The sequence below is a fragment of the Parabacteroides sp. CH2-D42-20 genome (assembly GCF_003670185.1).
In the GTDB taxonomy this organism is placed as follows: Bacteria; Bacteroidota; Bacteroidia; order Bacteroidales; family Tannerellaceae; genus Parabacteroides; species Parabacteroides distasonis.
Genome location: NZ_RAYG01000001.1, coordinates 299,475 through 317,841, shown reverse-complemented (window position 1 = coordinate 317,841; position 18,367 = coordinate 299,475). Strand labels below are relative to the sequence as shown.

15 protein-coding genes are annotated in these 18,367 nt (G+C 45.2%); 4 read left to right on the top strand and 11 right to left on the bottom strand.

Translation table 11 applies throughout. The features are described 5' to 3' along the window. Positions 1–1,471: 1,471 nt before the first annotated feature. Positions 1,472–4,525: a DUF6383 domain-containing protein gene (locus tag D7V92_RS22655; protein ID WP_121772099.1), complete on the top strand. Its 3,054-nt coding sequence runs from the start codon at positions 1,472–1,474 to the stop codon at positions 4,523–4,525. Positions 4,526–4,865: 340 nt separating this feature from the next. Further along, positions 4,866–6,014: an acyltransferase gene (locus D7V92_RS01185; protein WP_121772098.1), complete on the top strand. Its 1,149-nt coding sequence runs from the start codon at positions 4,866–4,868 to the stop codon at positions 6,012–6,014. 149 nt (positions 6,015–6,163) lie between these two features. On the opposite strand, the gene D7V92_RS01180 is transcribed toward D7V92_RS01185, so the two are convergent. Both D7V92_RS01180 and D7V92_RS01175 read right to left on the bottom strand, forming a co-directional pair. Beyond that, on the bottom strand, positions 6,164–6,787 hold the full coding sequence (locus D7V92_RS01180) for a chloramphenicol acetyltransferase (protein ID WP_036618767.1): 624 nt from the start codon (positions 6,785–6,787) through the stop codon (positions 6,164–6,166). Beyond that, on the bottom strand, positions 6,784–7,293 hold the full coding sequence (locus D7V92_RS01175) for a GNAT family N-acetyltransferase (RefSeq protein WP_008779105.1): 510 nt from the start codon (positions 7,291–7,293) through the stop codon (positions 6,784–6,786). The genes D7V92_RS01180 and D7V92_RS01175 overlap by 4 nt, the downstream gene beginning before the upstream one ends. 95 nt (positions 7,294–7,388) lie before the next feature. Between D7V92_RS01175 and D7V92_RS01170 the strand changes: the two genes are divergently transcribed. Together D7V92_RS01170 and D7V92_RS01165 are read left to right on the top strand one after the other, a co-directional pair. Then, on the top strand, positions 7,389–8,345 hold the full coding sequence (locus D7V92_RS01170; RefSeq protein ID WP_121772097.1) for a nitrilase family protein: 957 nt from the start codon (positions 7,389–7,391) through the stop codon (positions 8,343–8,345). Between the two features lies 1 nt (position 8,346). Further along, complete coding sequence (locus tag D7V92_RS01165) at positions 8,347–9,534, top strand: DUF418 domain-containing protein (protein WP_005863273.1); 1,188 nt, start codon at positions 8,347–8,349, stop codon at positions 9,532–9,534. A 63-nt stretch (positions 9,535–9,597) separates the two neighbouring features. Here the strand turns inward: D7V92_RS01165 and D7V92_RS01160 are convergent, their stop codons facing one another. From D7V92_RS01160 to D7V92_RS01120, 9 genes are all read right to left on the bottom strand, one after another. Then, complete coding sequence (locus D7V92_RS01160; protein ID WP_121772096.1) at positions 9,598–10,134, bottom strand: GNAT family N-acetyltransferase; 537 nt, start codon at positions 10,132–10,134, stop codon at positions 9,598–9,600. A gap of 49 nt (positions 10,135–10,183) precedes the next feature. After that, positions 10,184–11,278 (bottom strand): gliding motility protein GldN, encoded by a 1,095-nt coding sequence (gene gldN, locus D7V92_RS01155; protein WP_121772095.1) that lies wholly within the window; start codon positions 11,276–11,278, stop codon positions 10,184–10,186. A gap of 10 nt (positions 11,279–11,288) precedes the next feature. After that, positions 11,289–12,857, bottom strand: coding sequence for a gliding motility protein GldM (gldM, locus tag D7V92_RS01150; protein ID WP_009016568.1), 1,569 nt, complete (start codon positions 12,855–12,857; stop codon positions 11,289–11,291). A gap of 6 nt (positions 12,858–12,863) precedes the next feature. Continuing rightward, entirely contained in the window at positions 12,864–13,955 is a 1,092-nt protein-coding gene (gene gldL / locus D7V92_RS01145) for a gliding motility protein GldL (RefSeq protein ID WP_008772938.1), read from the bottom strand. A 51-nt stretch (positions 13,956–14,006) separates the two neighbouring features. After that, positions 14,007–15,434, bottom strand: a complete 1,428-nt coding sequence (locus D7V92_RS01140; protein WP_005859855.1) for an SUMF1/EgtB/PvdO family nonheme iron enzyme — start codon at positions 15,432–15,434, stop codon at positions 14,007–14,009. A 3-nt stretch (positions 15,435–15,437) separates the two neighbouring features. Then, a complete protein-coding gene (locus D7V92_RS01135) occupies positions 15,438–16,385 on the bottom strand; it encodes a type IX secretion system membrane protein PorP/SprF (RefSeq protein ID WP_008777736.1) in 948 nt (315 codons plus the stop codon). 147 nt (positions 16,386–16,532) lie between these two features. Beyond that, on the bottom strand, positions 16,533–16,754 hold the full coding sequence (locus D7V92_RS01130; protein WP_005633363.1) for a DUF2795 domain-containing protein: 222 nt from the start codon (positions 16,752–16,754) through the stop codon (positions 16,533–16,535). Positions 16,755–16,825: 71 nt separating this feature from the next. Beyond that, complete coding sequence (locus D7V92_RS01125) at positions 16,826–17,389, bottom strand: cob(I)yrinic acid a,c-diamide adenosyltransferase (protein WP_005859850.1); 564 nt, start codon at positions 17,387–17,389, stop codon at positions 16,826–16,828. Positions 17,390–17,408: 19 nt separating this feature from the next. After that, entirely contained in the window at positions 17,409–18,200 is a 792-nt protein-coding gene (locus tag D7V92_RS01120; protein ID WP_121772094.1) for an O-methyltransferase, read from the bottom strand. Between the last annotated feature and the right edge of the window lie 167 nt (positions 18,201–18,367).

The following is an 18,367-nucleotide window of genomic DNA, read 5'->3' as shown; positions in this document are numbered from 1 at the left end:
TTGGGCGGGACGGCGGAGATGTCTGCCGTTTCGTTTTTTGTCTATGAGCCAGTGACGTGGTTGCTGACGAATCGTTGCCTCAAGATATTTTTCTGTAGATTCATCATTCATATATTACCAATATTAATCAAGTAAACGCTCACCCGATATTTATTGGGGACAGACTTAATTCAAAGGGATAAGACAAGAATTGCGGATGTCAGCTTAATGCGATGAATGGTATCTTTTTGATTGAAATACCTTCTTTTTTACGACACGGCTCTCTGGCTATAAAAGCCAACGAGCGTAAACGGGGAGCGCGAACAAGCTGCCACAACCGCTTTTTAACACGATAAGCGTCGCTTTTTAACGAATATATACGTATCAACCTACACATATGGCTGTATCAACTCACACATATAGCAGTGTCAACCCACGCATATAGCCGCGTCAAGCTACACATATAGTGGCGTAAGCCTACACATATATAGGCATCGGCCCTCACATACGGTAGCGTTGGGCATTATTACCGCCTAACGACCGTAAAACATGAACTAGGGTGAATTATTTCGGCTGGAACGAAAGGCCGTTTTTTAGCAAATAGCTATCAAACAGAGAATTGCTGTTTTTTTCTCTCGAATTTGGAAGCGAGACGCACTTGGGTACGGAATAATCGTTTCTCCGGGACTTCAGATTACAAGTTGTCAAAAAGACAAATGGGCCACTTGTATCTATAGTTCCTCTGCCATTTCCCGATAACCATCGGGGGAGAGACGCTTAATGTATAATTTATGCCTTGTCAGGTGAATAACTTACGGCTGGGGGTAGCCGTAAGCTTACGAGTCTGGAAGTGGTTAGTTATTCACTTGGGAAGCCTTTCTCAAGTGAGTTGGCCTGTTGGTTAATAGTTTATAAGACAGCGATTTATATGGCAATAGTTATCTCATGATCTCATCTGTTGGCCGACTTATCTTAGGCTGCCGGCTGAAATATAGATGAGCCTGAAGATATCCCCAATGATTATCGGGTGAGCCTATAAAATACCTATAACTCGAAGCTAGCGGTACTATCAATACTTTTGTGTCAAAGAGGAAGCTTGATTCAGATCTTATGCTTTGATAGGTTTACATTATTTTAATGTACGCCTGTACATTATATATAGTTAAAAACCTTGATGTTTGACAATCTTTTATGGGATAGAAACGACTAGTTTAAACGATCGATTCTTTTAGTCATTTGCAAAGGTACGCGTTTCTTCGATACTTGCAACCCTTCTGAGCTATTTTTTTCACCCCTTATCCTCTTTCTTATCAATCAAATAGGCTATCCGTTACGAAACAGCCGATTCCTTTCACGAACCATTCTTTTTACCCCCTTAAAAAACGCAAGATCTAGACGATCGTTTAGACTAGTCGTTTTCGGGTAAAACAAGGGTGCTAAACGACGGGATGGACTTTAATTAACACTATTATTAATATTAAATTTTGAGTTTATGAACAAAAGGATTTTTACCTTGTTAACAGCTGGTTTACTGCTAGGTGGACCTGCTTTTAATGCTGCGTATGCCGCTACTGATCTTACGGCTAAGACCGTAATTTCCTATAGCGAGAATAAGACGGCTCTTGCTAATGGAATGAGCTTTTATCTAGGTGCGTCTGAGAATGAATTGTTGAAGGTTACAGATGTTCTTACGACAAAGGACAAAAAGAAGGTTATTTCTTTTGGTGATGCTGATGGTAATGCAACTACAGGAGTCGTATTTACTATCCGTAATTATTCATCTAACTCTTTTGAGTTGTGGGCTAATGTTGGTGGTGTGGCTTATCAAGTAGTTACCGGTAAAGACGGTAATGCGTTGACTGCCGCTACCGACAAGAATCTTTCTGAGTTGAATGCTAAGTTCGCTGTATCAGAGGGCAAGTTGAAATTCTCAGGTTTGTATACAGTAACTGTACCTACAAAAGAAGTAAAGACTGGCTTGAAAGCATTCTCTTGCTCAGAGGGTATTGATGCCGCTTATTTGAATGACTATAATTCAAATGGCACAACATTGTCATTCGATTATACAACGAATGAACTGGTTGGAAATTTGTTTGATAAGGTTGTTCCCGTATCATTTACGGATGAGGTTGCGGCAACTCAACCTTCTGATGAGAATAAGTTGGCTGCCGGTACTTATTTCGTGAAAGGTGATTCGAAGAAAGTTAAGGCATTTGTTAGTGCGGTAAATGCAGAGACTCCAGATAATGACGCAATCTTGACAGCGGCTCAAGAAATTACATTCTTAGCTTTAGATCCCTCTAATCGTTATGACATCAATGGTAAGCAAGACAATGAGGGATATGCTTTGTATTGGATGAAGGGATCGGTTGCTACGGCCAACGCTGACTCTTGCTCTAACGCAAACTTTACGATTACGGCGAAAGACGTATTGAATGAGGATGGTAAATTGACGTTGACTGTTGATTATAAGAAAAAAGATCAAACAACAGCCGCGACGAAGGTTTACGTAGCTGCTGTTAAGCCATCTGTTTCTGATACGAAAACTTATGTTACTTCTGTTCTAATGTCAGGAACGAAATATTCCGCTATCCATCCTCAACTAGGTGAAAACTCTTACCTTGACGCTTCAGTATTGTTGAAGAAGAACATTGAGAATGTGGTTAATATCTACTTCACTAGCTCAACCAAGAGTGAGAATGATGAGGCTGATTCACAAACTGAGTACCATAAGTATTTGACAATAGATCCTGCTGATGGTTCAAGCTTAAGTGTCGCCGCTTATAATAGCGTAGATTTCACTATGCCGGTATCACAATGGATCGTTTCTGGCTTCAACGGCAAATATGAATTTACATTGACAAACCGTGAGACTGGTGATGATTTAGTATTACGTTTACAACCTAATGGTGCTGAAGGTGGCTATAAGGTAGTTAACGCTAAGTACAACGGCACTGATGTAACAATCGCCGCAAATAAGGGTGTAACAACAGCGTTAGCTTTAGCAAACAATACTTCCGTTAAGTTCAACACGATCGCTACGACTCGTACGGACGGATATAAGGTATTCACGGATACTCAGATCGCAGAAGGCTTTAAGATGACATTCAATGGTAAGGACGCGTTATTTGGAGAGAAAGCTCTTTACGCTATTGATGACAATGCTACTAAAACAATGAAGGCTTCAACCAAAGAGGAGAATTTAATCGTTCTTTATCCGGAAAGAATAAAGGGAGCGAAAGATCATTCTACTAAATCTCTGCAAGGTGTTGAGGATTATGTGATAAGCACAAATGCTTTCGCTTATTTGAATGATAAGGGAGAGGTTGTCATGAAGGCTGATGGCGATACATTGGTTGTTCCGACTTATGTTTTACGCTATACGGAAGCCAAAGGTGATGATGCTAAATATCTTGGCGCTGCCGCATCTAGAGATAAGGCTGCTGATGCCGCTACAGAGTTCGCTGTTGTTAAGAATGCCGCTGGCGCTTATTCTTTAGTTGCGGTGAGCGCTGTAACAGACGGTAAGCTTAGCTATGATGGCTCAACTGGTAGTAGTGCAAAAATGGCTAGCGTAAATACTACTTCTATGGCTATTACTTATGCGGCCAATCGTTACCAATCTGCTGATGATATTAATAAGACTTACGCTAACGTTGAGGTTTTGGACGCTAATCCGTTCAACCCGTCATTGGCCGCTAAACCTCGTCACGCTTCTTTCGACAATATGTTAGGCTCTATCAACTATCAGTTGAATAAGAATGGCTTCAACGAGGGCATCTTGTCCGCTGAAAGCATGATCTTCTGGTTAGATACAGCGGATAGCAAGGCTAAGACTCCGTCATTCTATATCTCTAAGGGTATTGAGGTGGCTGAAGGTGAGGAAAAACCGGCTGAGAGAATGTTCATGTTCAATCCGACAGATTCTTTGCATTATTTCGTTGAAGGTTCTGCGCAACAATATACGGACGAGAAATATTATTTGGAAGGTTCAGGCAAGTCTGAGACGAAGGTTATCTTCCGCCCGGCTATCCTTACGGGGGTTGATACAATCACTACTACCGTGAAAGGTGAGACCGTTAAGGTTGTTAAGGAGCTTAACGATGACAAGAGCGTGAAATCAACAGATCGATTGGATGCGTTCAAATTTAATATCACACTTGCGGAGGGAGATGATGAATATTTCGTTTCTTCTCAAAGAAAGGTCAAAGAGGGTGATGTTTATAAGACAGCTTATGTATATGCTTTGAATGGTATGTTAGGTTTAACAACAAATCCAGAAAAGGCAATGGTCTTCACGCTTGGCACAGAGGTTCCGACAGCCAACGAATCTATCGACGCAAAAGAATCTTCTATCGTAGTTGTAGCCGGTAACGGTGTCGTAACTATCCAAGGTGCCGCAGGCGAGACTGCTTACGTTCGTACTGTATTAGGCCAGACAGTTGCTGAGACAGTTCTTACTTCCGACAACGCTACTATCGCCGCCCCTGCTGGTGTAGTATTCGTAACGGTAGGTAACGAGACAGTGAAAGTAGCTGTAAAATAAGGATATTCAATAAAGGAATAATGAAATAAGATAATCAACAATTCCCGTGAGGGTTTCGATCCCAAGTAATCCGTGACGGATGAACAGGCGGGAGTTGGATTAATATTAATACTAAAGTAATAAATTAAGAGGTCCGTAAGTACCTCCGTGAGGATGGAGTACGGATAAAGAAACAAGTCTCCGGCAGGCGTAAGCTTTGCTGGGGACTTCGTATTTTGCGACCTTATTTATGTGTAACTAATGAAAAAAGAACTGTCTAATAACGTGAAAGATGGGGCCTTTTTGTATTTTTGCGGAAATTAGGAGTAATAGTAGTATCAAAAATAAGCTCAAACAATTAATGTCAAACTCAAAAATCTCAGCGGCCGCATTTGCGGACACAAAACCTCATTATGACCTTCTTGATGGATTGAGAGGTGTCGCAGCGTTAATGGTTATATTTTATCATGTATTCGAAGCCTTTGCTACGAGTCCCATTGATCAACAATTTAATCACGGTTATTTAGCCGTTGATTTCTTCTTTATCCTGTCTGGGTTCGTGATTGGTTATGCTTATGACGACCGGTGGAAAACCATGACGACAAAGGATTTTATCAAACGTCGATTGATCCGTTTGCATCCGATGGTTGTCCTTGGAGCTGTTTTGGGAGTTATCGCGTTTTGTATACAAGGGTGTGAGAAGTGGGATGGTACGCATGTCTCTATATCCATGGTGATGCTAGCTTTGCTTATCAACCTTTTTTTGATACCGGCTGTACCCGGTTCCGGGCCTGAGATCCGTGGAAATGGTGAGATGTTTCCTTTAAATGGCCCTAGTTGGTCTTTGTTCTTCGAGTATATCGGGAATATTATGTATGCCTTGTTTATTCGTCGGATGTCAACGAAGGCGCTTACGGCACTTATTGTCTTGGCGGGAATCGGATTGGCTTCGTTCGCTATATTCAATTTTTCCGGTGCGGGGCACCTAGGTGTAGGGTGGACGATGGAAGAGTACAATTTGATCGGTGGCTTTTTACGAGTGTTATTTTCTTTCTCGATGGGATTGTTGATGTCGCGCGTCTTTAAACCCATTCATGTCAAAGGTGCTTTTTGGATTTGTAGCTTGGCGATCGTTGTTTTACTTTCCATGCCCTATGTCGGTGACGGTGAGGCTTTATGGATGAACGGTATCTATGATTCTGTATGTGCGATCCTAATATTCCCTATGCTTGTTTATCTGGGGGCCTCCGGGAAGACAACCGATAAGCATTCCGCCCGTATTTGTAAATTCTTGGGAGATATCTCTTATCCTTTGTATATGGTACATTACCCTCTTATATACTTGTATTTTGGGTGGGTGAAGAAGGAGAACCTTACATTTGCCGAGGCATGGCCGGAGGCATTGGCCTTGGTTCTCGGAAGTATTGCGCTGGCTTATATCAGTTTGAGGATATACGACGAGCCTGTCCGCAGGTACCTGACCAAACGTTTCTTGCGGGTACGTAAATAAGCCCGATTGGATAGCCTATAGACTTGCCCCAGTACTTCGTAAGGAGTACTGGAATACTTTGATGAAAGTACCGAAGTACTTCCTACGTGGTACTGGGGTACTCCCGCCGGGAGTACTGGGCTGACTGTCGGGGGTGTCTCGCTGTTTTATCAATCTTTATCCGCTATACGATCTAAGAGGATAGACACATGTCTGCCGTCCATCAAGCCATGATGAGCCGTTACGGAGATAGGGAGCATCCGATGCCCGTTCTGCTCGATCAGCTTTCCGGTGGAGATACGGGTAGCGGAATCGCCTGTACGGAAAGAGGAAGCGTGTTTCATCTCCGTGAAGGCGATCCACGGAACCGGGGAGAAACGGACTAAGTCTTGCCGGTCTGATTCCCTATCTTTGCAAAGGCCTGTGAGAGCTTGCACACGTTCGATCTCTTTCTGTGCGTTTTGAAGGAACAGTTGCCTGTCCGGTGTATATTCGAAGAAGCCGAAGCCGAATGTACCGTCTTCCCGCCCGATCGTTGTTCCCACGTGGATTCGGTCGAAGCAGACAGGGATGTTGTCGATGATCCGGTACCGGAACTCTTCCACCTCATTAACGGCTGTCATAATCTTATGTAAGGAGTAGAGGAAAAAAGAGGCATGATCCGCTTTCGCCTCTTTATAGATGGAGGTCACGTCTATCTGGGTGGTCAGCCCAAAGAAAGGGTCGTCCATAGAACCGAAAAACAGGAAATGTTCTTTCCGGTTCCAATGCTCTAGGTCAATAGGATGCTTCATGATTCTTTATTTGTTGGGTTTACTATTTTGTGGAAAGCGATGCGTTCCGTACCATTTGCGATGTAAATGATACCGCATTGCTTGAAGCCATGCTTTTTCAATAAGTTTTGCATGACAATATTATCCCGGTGTGTATCGATACGGATATTATCGCAATGAGCGAATGCCCATTTTAGACATTCGGTCGAGATCCCCTTTTGCTTACCGTTGGAGGCCATGCGATGGATCACGGCATAAGGTTCATCGTTCAGCCATTCGCCTTCATAGATCTTTAGGTAAGTAGGGTCGATTCCCTCGATGTAACAAAAGGTCCCCACTAACTCGCCCTGCTCATTTTCGCATACGAAACTATGGCTGGCCTTGATCTCGTTGGAGATCAATTCCTCGGAAGGATATCCGTTGATCCATTGATTCCCGTTGCCATGCTCTTGCATGAACCTGCGTGCATAATCGTACATAGCCATTACCTCGGCCAGATCTTCTTGTCGTGTTCGTCTGATATTCATGATCGGTAGAAAAAGTTATCCCGCAAAAGTAGTATATTATTGTTATCTTTGCGAATCTAGTCGAAAAATATATAAACCAATTAAATCAAAATATCATGGAACCATTAAAAATTGCTACCGTGCAGTTCGAGACACGGGATAACGATAAAGTGTATAATCTTTCTATCATCCGGGAGATGTGCCGGAAAGCGTCGGTAGAGGGAGCGGATGTAGTGGCTTTTCACGAATGCTCGGTTTGTGGATATACGTTTGCCAAGGACTTGTCTCGCGAGGAATTGTTGGCTATTGCCGAACCGATCCCCACGGGGGAGAGTACGCAAGCCTTGATCGCCATCGCCAAAGAGTTTGGCGTCACGCTACTGGCCGGATTCTTTGAGCGGGATGGGGATCGCATCTATAAAGCGCAAGTTTGCGTGGATGGCAATGGCTTGAAGGCAAAGTACCGCAAGCTACATCCGTTTATTAATCCGAATATCTTGCCGGGCGATCAATATGTGGTTTTTGAGATCAAGGGATGGAAATGTGGCATATTGATTTGCTACGATAATAATATCATAGAGAATGTCCGTGCCACGGCCTTATTAGGGGCGGATATCATTTTCATGCCTCACGTGACGATGTGTACCCCTTCCCCTCGCCCCGGGGCTGGTTTGATAAATCCTATGTTATGGGAGAACCGGGCAAACGACCCGACTTCCTTGCGACAGGAGTTCGATGGCCTGAAGGGACGTGCTTGGCTTATGAAATGGCTTCCCGCTAGGGCGTACGACAATGCGGTATATGTGGTATTCTCCAATCCGATCGGGCGTGATTATAATGAGATCAAGAACGGTTGCTCGATGATTCTGGATCCTTTCGGCGATATCGTGGCGGAATGCCGTAAACTGGGTGATGATTTCGTGATCGCTACGGCTATCCCTGAGAAATTGAGACAGGCTGGAGGATATCGTTACCGAAATGCCCGTCGTCCGGAACTTTATGCGGATATTATCGGCCAACCGCATGAGTCCAATCAAAAGGTAGCATGGTTAACAGAAACAACAAATAAATAGTATGCAACAAACAACAATCTCTAAGTCACCTCGTGTAGAGGTGGTGGATGCGCTACGTGGATTCGCTGTCTTGGCAATCTTATTAGTGCATAATGTGGAACATTTTATCTATCCGGTCTATCCGGACCCGGCTACGCTGCCGGGATGGTTGAACGTATTGAATGAAGGCGTGTTTACGGTGGTATTCGCTTTGTTTGCCGGGAAATCGTATTCTATCTTTGCCTTGTTATTTGGTTTTACCTTTTATATACAGTATTCGAACCAGCAGGCGAAGGGAAAAGACTTCGGTTACCGCTTCCTTTGGAGATTACTGCTGTTGACGATCTTCGCTACGTTGAACGCCGCTTTTTATCCGGCAGGCGATGTTTTGCTGCTGTATGCGATCGTGGGCGTTGTTTTGTTTATCGTGCGTAAATGGAGCGATAAGGCTGTCTTGATAACGGCTATTATCTTTTTATTGCAGCCGGTGGAGTGGTATCATTATATCGCTAGCCTGTTTAATCCGGATTACCAATTACCCAATTTAGGAGTAGGGGAGATGTACTCAGAGATGGCGGAGCATACCAAGCGGGGGGATTTATGGAATTTCATCTGGCAGAACGTGACGTTAGGACAAAAGGCTAGTTTGCTCTGGGCTGTTGGTGCCGGCCGGTATGTACAGACCTGCGGGTTATTTATGCTGGGAATGTTGATCGGGCGCAAAAAGTTATTTATCCCCTCGGAGGAGAATTCCCGTTTTTGGATAAAGACCTTGATCATTACTGCGATCGCTTTCGGTCCTTTATACCAACTGAAAGTATTGTTGATGGATACGGCGGACAGCGCTATCGTGCGCCAGACGGCAGGTGTTGTGTTTGATATGTGGCAGAAATTCGCTTTTACGTTCGTATTGGTGGCTTCCTTTGTGTTACTGTATCAGCGCGAGGCCTTTAAGCGTTTTACCTCTATCTTACGCTCTTATGGAAAGATGAGCTTGACGAATTATGTGACACAATCTTTTGCTGGTGCGTTGATCTATTTCCCGATCGGCTTGAATCTGGCTCCTTACTGCGGTTATACGGTCAGCATGTTCATCGGTATCGCCTTTTTCTTCTTGCAAGTACGCTTCTGTAAGTGGTGGGCTGAAAGACATAAACACGGACCGTTGGAAGGTCTTTGGCATAAGTGGACATGGGTAGGTTCTAAATAAGGATCTGATTATCTGGTGAAATGAGATGGGGTATGTCCCGTCTCATTTCATTACAGACAGTTCTCACTCCATAAAAGGTTTGGCATATTTAATCATTCCATGCACGTTCTTGAGTCCTTCCGGTGCCAACTCGACAACCATGCAATATTCGCTGGGGACATCGAATGGAAACTCAATGCCGAAATCAATCGCCCTTTTATATCCGAATCTCGGATAATAATCCTTATGCCCTAATAAGACGACCGATTTATAGCCTAGCTCTCCAGCTCGCTTATGCGCTTCACGGATCAAAGCGCTACCAACGCCAATCCTTTGGTACTTCGGTACCACCGAAACCGGTGCTAGCCCAAGAGAGATCACGCTTTGGTCTTCTGATACGATTTCCACCTTACTCATCATGAGATACCCTATGATTTCGCCGTTTAATTCAGCGACTAAGGAGAGCTCCGGAATATAAGCGTCCGTTTTTCGTAAACGTTCTACAAGGTACGGTTCGCTTTGATCACTGTCCTCCACGTCACGGAAAGCAAGTTCCACGACTTCCCTTACTGCTTGAAAGTCGTTCTCTTGCTCTTGTCTAATCTTGATTTCTTTATTCATATGTTGCGTATTTCCGGTTATCGCTCAGACCCGTATCGTGAGTCCGTTTTTATCTTCTGCGTCGAACACTGCGTACCGGAGCGGATTTTTCTGCTTTCGGAGCCTTGACAGTGGGAGCTTTCTTTTCGGAGGCAGGTTCTTTGGTTGTAGTACCTTTTCCTCTTGCGGCGCTCTTTCTGGCTTTCTTCGCGGCTTTGCTGTCTACCGCTACTTGAGTCGTATCCGGTTGATACCAGAGTGATTTCTCAAAGCTGGTTAATTGACCTTCGATACGAGCTTGCTCGTTCTTTAAGGAATCCGGTGTCGGGCAATACGCCTGCAATGGCAGATTCATCAAGTTTTGGGTCTTGATGATATCCCCCTCGAACATCCGGCGACGGAAATAGTCATCCATCGTAAAAGTCATGGCGTTATTCATATTAGACGTCATGATGTATGAATTGCTGATATACGGACGTATATTCTCGTAAGGAAGCCAGAACATAGGCATGGTTGTCTCTCCCATATCACCTGTAGAGGTAAGGATCGGGCAAATCGCCAATATCTTGACATCAAAAGCGGAATTATTCTGGTCGAAATACCATGCTTCTTTTACATAGTAAGACCGTACGTCGGCTGCAGGTATATCGCTTTCATTGATTACGAAAGTCGGTTCCTCACCCGCTCTCCCCGGTATCTCCTCATAAAGGATGTAGAAGCGATCCAGCAAATCCTTGAAGTTGATCAAATGGGCTTCGTCAAACTCCTCGTATCCGTCCAGATACTCATAGGCCTTGATCTTGTTCTCACCTAAAAGCTGGAAGATTACGGAGAAAAGATTCATCTGTCCGTTCATCGGGCGGGTCGGGTAATAAAGCGGAGCGTTCTGTTCTTTCATCAAGTCCACCTGCCGGTAGATAATACGCATCCAGCGAGCGTTCCCGATCTCTTGCGTCAAACGCTCGTTCATATCTTGGGCCCGTACGGTCAGTTCGGGTAAACCGGTATCTTTCTTATCGTTTCTTTCCCCACGGCTGGCTTGAGGCGAACGGCGACGCGTTTGTTGTTGCTGCGTAGCTTCGTTCTCAACTTCTTCTTGCGCATGAAGAGGCATCGCTGTTAAAAAAGTGGCGGCCAAAGCGGCTATGTAATACAGATGTTTCATACTGCGAATCTTAATTTACGATTACTTCGATAGTCGGTATGGTACGTTCGATACCGTCCGGACCTTTCGCGACTACACGGGTGATATAAAAACGTTTACCCTTACTTAAATTGCGGATATAGTTTTTCTGACGTTGGGAGAAGTTGGTTCCTTCGGCCACTTCCGGGATAGCGTTACCCATGGAGTCGAAGAAAGTCAGCTCAAAACGTAATACCGTATATTTTACATTTAGCAAATCATCGTCGATAGCGGCCAGAATACCGTCAGCCTCTACCAAGCTACGTTTGGCGATCATACCTCCCTTGAACTTACGGACGTTACCGTTTTGATCCTTATACTCGATATAAGGTAGGGGATCGGGGAGGGCACGCACGCGGAAGGTAGTCTTTGCCATTTCTATGTTCCGGCCATCCGCCATGCGAGCGTTTACCGTGATCACGGCTTCCGTTCCTACTTTAGACGGGCGGGCTTCCCAACCATCCTTGCTGCGGGTTAATGTGCCGTTCGTCATGGTAGCTGTCACATTACCGCTCGGTACACCCGGGACGGCGATACGCATCGGGTTGGCGATACCGGCATATAATACGTTCATCAATGTCGGGGCCACGGTAGCTGTCGGCTCGGTCACGAAATACTCGCTCTCGAAATCCCGGCGCATGATGCTGCCGTCGCTATTCGGCATCTCGATATAACCTTTGATCGGGAATGTCCCGGCAGCTCCGGTATTCACCGTGAAGACTCCTTTATTCTCGTAAGGTAATTCTTTTCCGTTTACATAGATCGTAGGACGTTTCGTAGAGTCTACCGCCGATAATACGATATTCGCCTTGTACTGGCTTCCTCGCATTACGATCTGGCTTTCCGGGATTACCTGCGCCGTGATCTGGTTCACACGGTAATCGCCAACGTCTACGCTATTCAATAAGTTCGATAAGACCTCACCTTCGGCGTAGCGAACGTCACTTTGCATTTTTGTTAACAGGGTAACAGCCGCCGCTACCGGCATATTCTCGAACAAGGCCTCTTCCCAAGTACGGGTATTGATCCCCGCTTTATGAGGGGGAGTCGTGCTTAGGTTCGCCTCCAATACGGCAGTCTTCGCCGAATCTTCGATAAAGCCGCCCATCCAGATACGATACTTATCGATTTCCGCTCTCAGCTTTTTACCTTCTCCGCTTACAGGAGAGAGCATTACACGGGAAGCGGCTTCCAAATCATCCTTATGCTCGATGCTGTTTACGTTGGCATTCTCGCCATCAGCTACCTTAGCGATACGGATCTTTAAATCTTGTATATACGTATAGAGGCTATCTGAGGCTTTTTTCACCTCACGGGCCTTCAATGCCCACTCACCCACTTTCTGGGGATTCTCTTGGTAATAAGCTTCCATCTCGTCCGCTACGATCTTGTTTCGGCGGGAGGAGTTATCGATAGAGGTTCGCAAGCTACCTTCCACCAACTCAAAACCATCCAGCACCTCCGACGACACATTCAGTGCCATCATGGCGATGAACACCAGATACATCAGGTTGATCATCCGCTGACGGGGAGAATTGGGATTATTTGATATTCCTGCCATATTTCTTTACTTCATTGGGTTGTTTGTATACGGAGCCTGTTGTGGCTGTTGGTAACCATAGGGTTGCTGATATTGCTGTTGGTAACCGGGCTGTTGTGGCTGCTGATACATCGGTTGTTGAGGTTGTTGTTGCGGCTGCGCCGGTTGTTGGTAGCCCATATTCACGGTCATCGCTTGCAATAAACGACTGTATACTTGGTTCAATTCGGCCAGTTGGCGAGTCATCTTTTCCGTCTCGTTACGGAATACGGAACTATCTACCACCGATCCGTCATACATCTCACGGATACGATTCAAGCCACTATTGATGTGTTCGATAGATTCGATCTGCGAACTGATACTCTTCAACTGGATCTCATAGATGGTATTCAATCCGGATACGTTACGGTTCAATTGTTCCATCTGGTGTACGTAACCACGGGAGTTTTGGTTGATGCCATCGGAATTATCCGTGATACTCTTATAAGAGTTCAACAGTGTATCGGATACGTTCGTAAGCGAATTAGTCACTTGGCTGAAACGCTCCATGTTCTCAGACATGCCAGATAATTGCTCCAGATATTTTTGGGTAGCTTCCGTCAATTCCGCCATCTTGGAAATTTGCTCGGCCGCTCCGCTTAATTTCTTGATGCTCTCGGATAAGTTCTTGGTATCTTCTTCCGTCACGTCCAGATTACCTGCGATATTCAAGGAACCACCTCTTTGCGCGTTCGCCTTAGACGCTGCCGAACCGATATTTATTCCCCCGGCTATCTCATCGTCTTCTACATTATCCGTAGAATTGATCATGGTTGAGATCGGCGTACCGGTGAAATCCGGACGATCCATCGGGTTCTTTGATTTCAATACGGGGAAAACATCTTCCCAATGATATTCCTTGTTCGGATGCTCGAACGCCGAGATAAAGAATACGATAGACTCGGTGATCATCGCCACGAACAAGATTTGGTTAGCGTATGGTATATGTAATAACTTAAATAACGCACCGAGGATTACGATGGACGCACCCCAACTATACAGGAAGTTCAATACTCGTTTTCCTCTTTCGCTGGAGAGGAACATCTCCAGTCTGTTTTTATATCTTCTATATTTTCCCATCGTCGTATTATTGTCTTAAATGATTCAAAACTTTAAATTTATAATTCCCGCTTATTTCTTTCCCTTGGAGCGAGAGAATCCTATTTGGGTACGTGCGCAACGGAAACCGATGTAAGAACGGCTCTCGTTCTGGAACTCGAAAGTACGCATGTCCGAACGGATAAATTGTGAGACATCTTTCCAAGAACCTCCTCGCACTACTTTCTTTTTCATGGCGTAGGGATCGTTCTTGGCGGCGTTGTAACGCAGATCCGGGTTCATGTCGCTCATTTGGCTCGGGCCAGACTCGGAGTAAGACGTTGAGGTCCATTCCGCCACGTTTCCTGCCATATCGTATAACCCGAACTCATTCGGGGCGAAAGAGCCTACACGAGACGTAATCAAATGGCCATCCTCCGTATAATTACCTTTACCCGGCTTGAAGTTACCTAAGAAACAGCCTTTGCTGTCTTGAAGCTCGTCGGTAGACCAAGGGTACTTATTCTCGTTCTTACCTGTACGGGCGGCATATTCCCATTCTCCTTCGGACGGAAGACGGAATGGCTCTACCAATTGTCCCGGTGGCAAGCTCAAGGATTCTTTGTATAAATTCGTACGCCATACGCAGAAGGCAGTCGCTTGTTCCCAAGAAACACCGACTACGGGATAATCATCGTAACCCGGATGAGAGAAATACATACGGGTATATGGCTCGTTGTACGCATTCTTGAAATCGTTCACCCAGCAATTCTCGTCTGGGTAGATATTGACGATACGGGTATTCAAGAAATCCCATTCGCTGCTTAACGGGCGGGTGATCGTCTCGTTGATTACACGTCCTTCATCATCGATGTAAGCGGTGTCCTTGGAGATCATGACTACCTCGTTCGGATCTACCTGAATATCCGTATTACGAACCCGGTCCGCCGGGTTCAATTGATTCTTGCGGAGAGCGGCGGCGGTATAGTCGTACCATTCGTATTTATAGATCATTTGTTTAGGGTCCAAACCTTTCTCTCCGGTAACGGGATTCGTGTAATAGACACTTTCTATCGCACGTTGCTCATCCTCGTTCGCCCGTCTCCAAGGAATCGGACGGTTCCAGTCCAAATGCGGAGTGACAGGTTCCCCGTAACGGTCTTCCGTGATCTTGAACAGATCGTTGCCTCCATAAGCCGGGTCCGCCAAGCGTTCACGGATAATAGAGTCTCTCACATAATAAACGAACTGGCGATATTTGGCGTTCGTTACCTCTGTCTGATCCATCCAGAACGCGTCGAAAGAGACCCCTTTCGTCTCCGGCATGATTCCCCACAAGGAATCCTTGTCGGCGGGACCCATCTCGAACGAACCTCTTTTAACCAAGACCATTCCATACGGCGCTGGTTCATTGAACGCTACCGATCTGACACCTGTCACCTCACCGCCGGCACTCCGGAGAGATTTACCGCAGGAGGTAAGCAAGGCTACCGTTACAAGTACTAATAATACTTTTTTCATATACTATAATATACGTACACTTTTATGTCTATTTTTCCCTGTCTTCGTCTTGTTCAGCTTTAAGGCATACTTGACACATAGCTCGTGGCTACCGCTACTTGCCCGTCCTAGGGCCGTGGTCGGGAAATCAAAGGCGTAACCCGCATGGAAACGACCTAGCTTTACGCCGAACATGATGCCCACCGATTCATTCACCCGATAGGAAAAACCACCATTAAACATCTTATTATATTCCAGCCTAGCGGTAATATCCGCATGAAAACTTTGCATGTCTGTCAGCAAGAACACCGAGGGCTGTAATTCTATCAACGGATTCTTTAATTGAATATTGTATCCACCCATTAAATTAAGTGAACGACCTATATAGGTATAGGCGTTCTCGTCCAGTTGAAGCTCCGGTTGGGTGATATGCGTCATGCCAAACCCGGCGTAAAACCGTTTATGGGTATAGTAAATACCGAAGTTCATATCCAACCCCATGCCGCTGACCTGCTCTACAGGAATGGCGGCGTCGGTCTCTTGATGGTATTCGGACTCAACCTTTATCACCTTGGTTCCGTCGAACGATTGGTTGACTAAGCCGATTTGCAGACCTCCGCTCAAGACTCCCCCGAATAATTTATACTTATAGGCGTATTGCGCCCCTACATGTGTATTCTGGAAAAGTCCGATCGCCTCGGTAAATACAACCAATCCGACACCATGATTCGTCTTGCCTAAAGCGAGTGGCATATCCGCGGTAATGAAGAACGACTTGGGTGCCCCATGTACGCCGATCATTTCCAAGCGGGCGAGAGCCAATATATTCAAGTCCTCCGTAGCTCCGGCCACGGCCGGGTTATAATACGGTTTCGCCATGAAGTATTGACTTAAGCGTGCGTCATATTGCGCCCGTACGATTCCCGCACAAGTACACAAAAGGATCAAGATCGAAAGAAGACGTCTTCTCATTTAAACATTCACTTCACGTTGTAACTACAAACGCAGCAAATCCGGATAAATTGTATTTTCACAAAAAAACAACGAGGCAGGGGAGCTCGATCGTCCGCCACCTCGTTCTTCTATTTCTTAATTTTCAATTTCCAATTCTCAATTGAACTAGTATTCTTCCTCGTTGAAGAAGAAGTCTTCTTTACTTGGATAATCCGGCCAGATGTCTTCCATGCATTCGTAAATCTCGCCTTCATCTTCCATTTCCTGCAAATTCTCAATCACTTCTAATGGCGCACCAGAACGTTGTGCATAGTCAATAAGTTCATCCTTAGTCGCAGGCCAGGGTGCGTCTTCCAATTTTGAAGCTAACTCTAATGTCCAATACATAGCTGTCAAGTATTAATAACCGCCGAAGCGATTTGGTTCTCTATTTTTCCGCGAAAATATGACTTTATTTATTATACGCAAGTATAATCCCAAATAATTTCTTTACCGTTATTATTTATGCATTCTTTTCGTGCCAGAACGAAGAAATAATCCGATAAACGGTTCATAAATATCAATACAGGCTCCTCAACGGGGCAATTCTCGGCCAAGCGATAGATTTGTCGCTCGGCACGACGGCAAACGGTGCGGCAAACGTGTGCGAGGGCGGCCGAGCGGCATCCTCCCGGTAGGATGAACGCGTGCATTTTCGGCAGCTCATTATCCAGACGGTCTATCTCCCGCTCGATACGCTCGATGCTCTCGGGTGTTACCTTGCTCTCGATTTTCAATTCCGTGGTCGCTTGATCCGTGGCTAGGTAAGAACCGATCGTGAATAGCTTATGCTGGATGAATGATAAGAAATCAGTATCTTTCTCATCATTCAAGGCCGTGATTAATAATCCGATAAAGGAGTTCAGCTCATCTACGGTGCCATAGCTCTCGATCCGATCGTGCGCTTTCGACACGCGTTGTCCACCTACCAGTGAAGTGGTTCCTTTATCGCCTGTTCTGGTATAGATAATACTCTTCTTCATATCTGACTTGTTTTGAATCCTAAAAATAAACAATATAATCTCGTTTGTGCAATTTCTTGTTGAATAAGATAATCCCTAGCGAGTAAAGATCTAAGGTGACCGTCACTTCCGGACATGCGCAGATCTCTTCCCAAAGTTCACGCATCTTACGGCTCGCCTTGATTCCCTCAAAAACGAATACCGTATCGTTGTGCGCGTATTTCATACATTCATTAAACAGCCAGAGGTTGTTATGTTGTTCATATAAAGTGTTGAAAAAAACAAAATCTAAGCTATTTATGTCATTTAAGGCTTGGGGAAGCAAGTCCTTATAATTACCGATACGCAAATCGACGGGATTACGTCCCTCTTTAGCGAATGCTTGACGGGCAATCGTGGCGAATTCCGGTACATTTTCCAAGGCGATACATTTCAATCCCGTGGCATAGGAGGTTAGATATAAGGTAGACAACCCCATCGTGGTTCCTATCTGGAGGATATTCTTGGACTTGAAATAGTTTGTCAAACGGAATAATAAGGCGCCATGCTTGGGCCGGATGGATTCCCGTTTTACGATCTCGCTGATGGAACGGGTCTTTCGTTTCCCTTTGTTCTGCCGGTCTGGATAGGTGATCTCTCCTTCCCTGAATAATAACTGCTTACGTAAAAGCTCTATATCATAGAAACTATAATAGGAGCATTTTTCCTCGATGACCTTCGTGATGAGGTTAAAAACGAAAGGCGAATGTACTCCGAATCCTTTACGGTAACGGATGCTGCGGTACAAGAGCGATCCTTTTCGTAATGTATTAACCTTTGGTAGTATTTGCATTTCTTTTTGTCATTGGGCAATGAGACCTTGCCATTTACCGCGAACTTACATAAAAAAACGCAATTAGCATAAGCCTCTAGTCATTAAACGGGGTTATAATGACTTGTGCCATGCGGATGGCACAGCCGTGCCATAACGGTGGCACCAGCGTGCCATCGCAGTGGCAC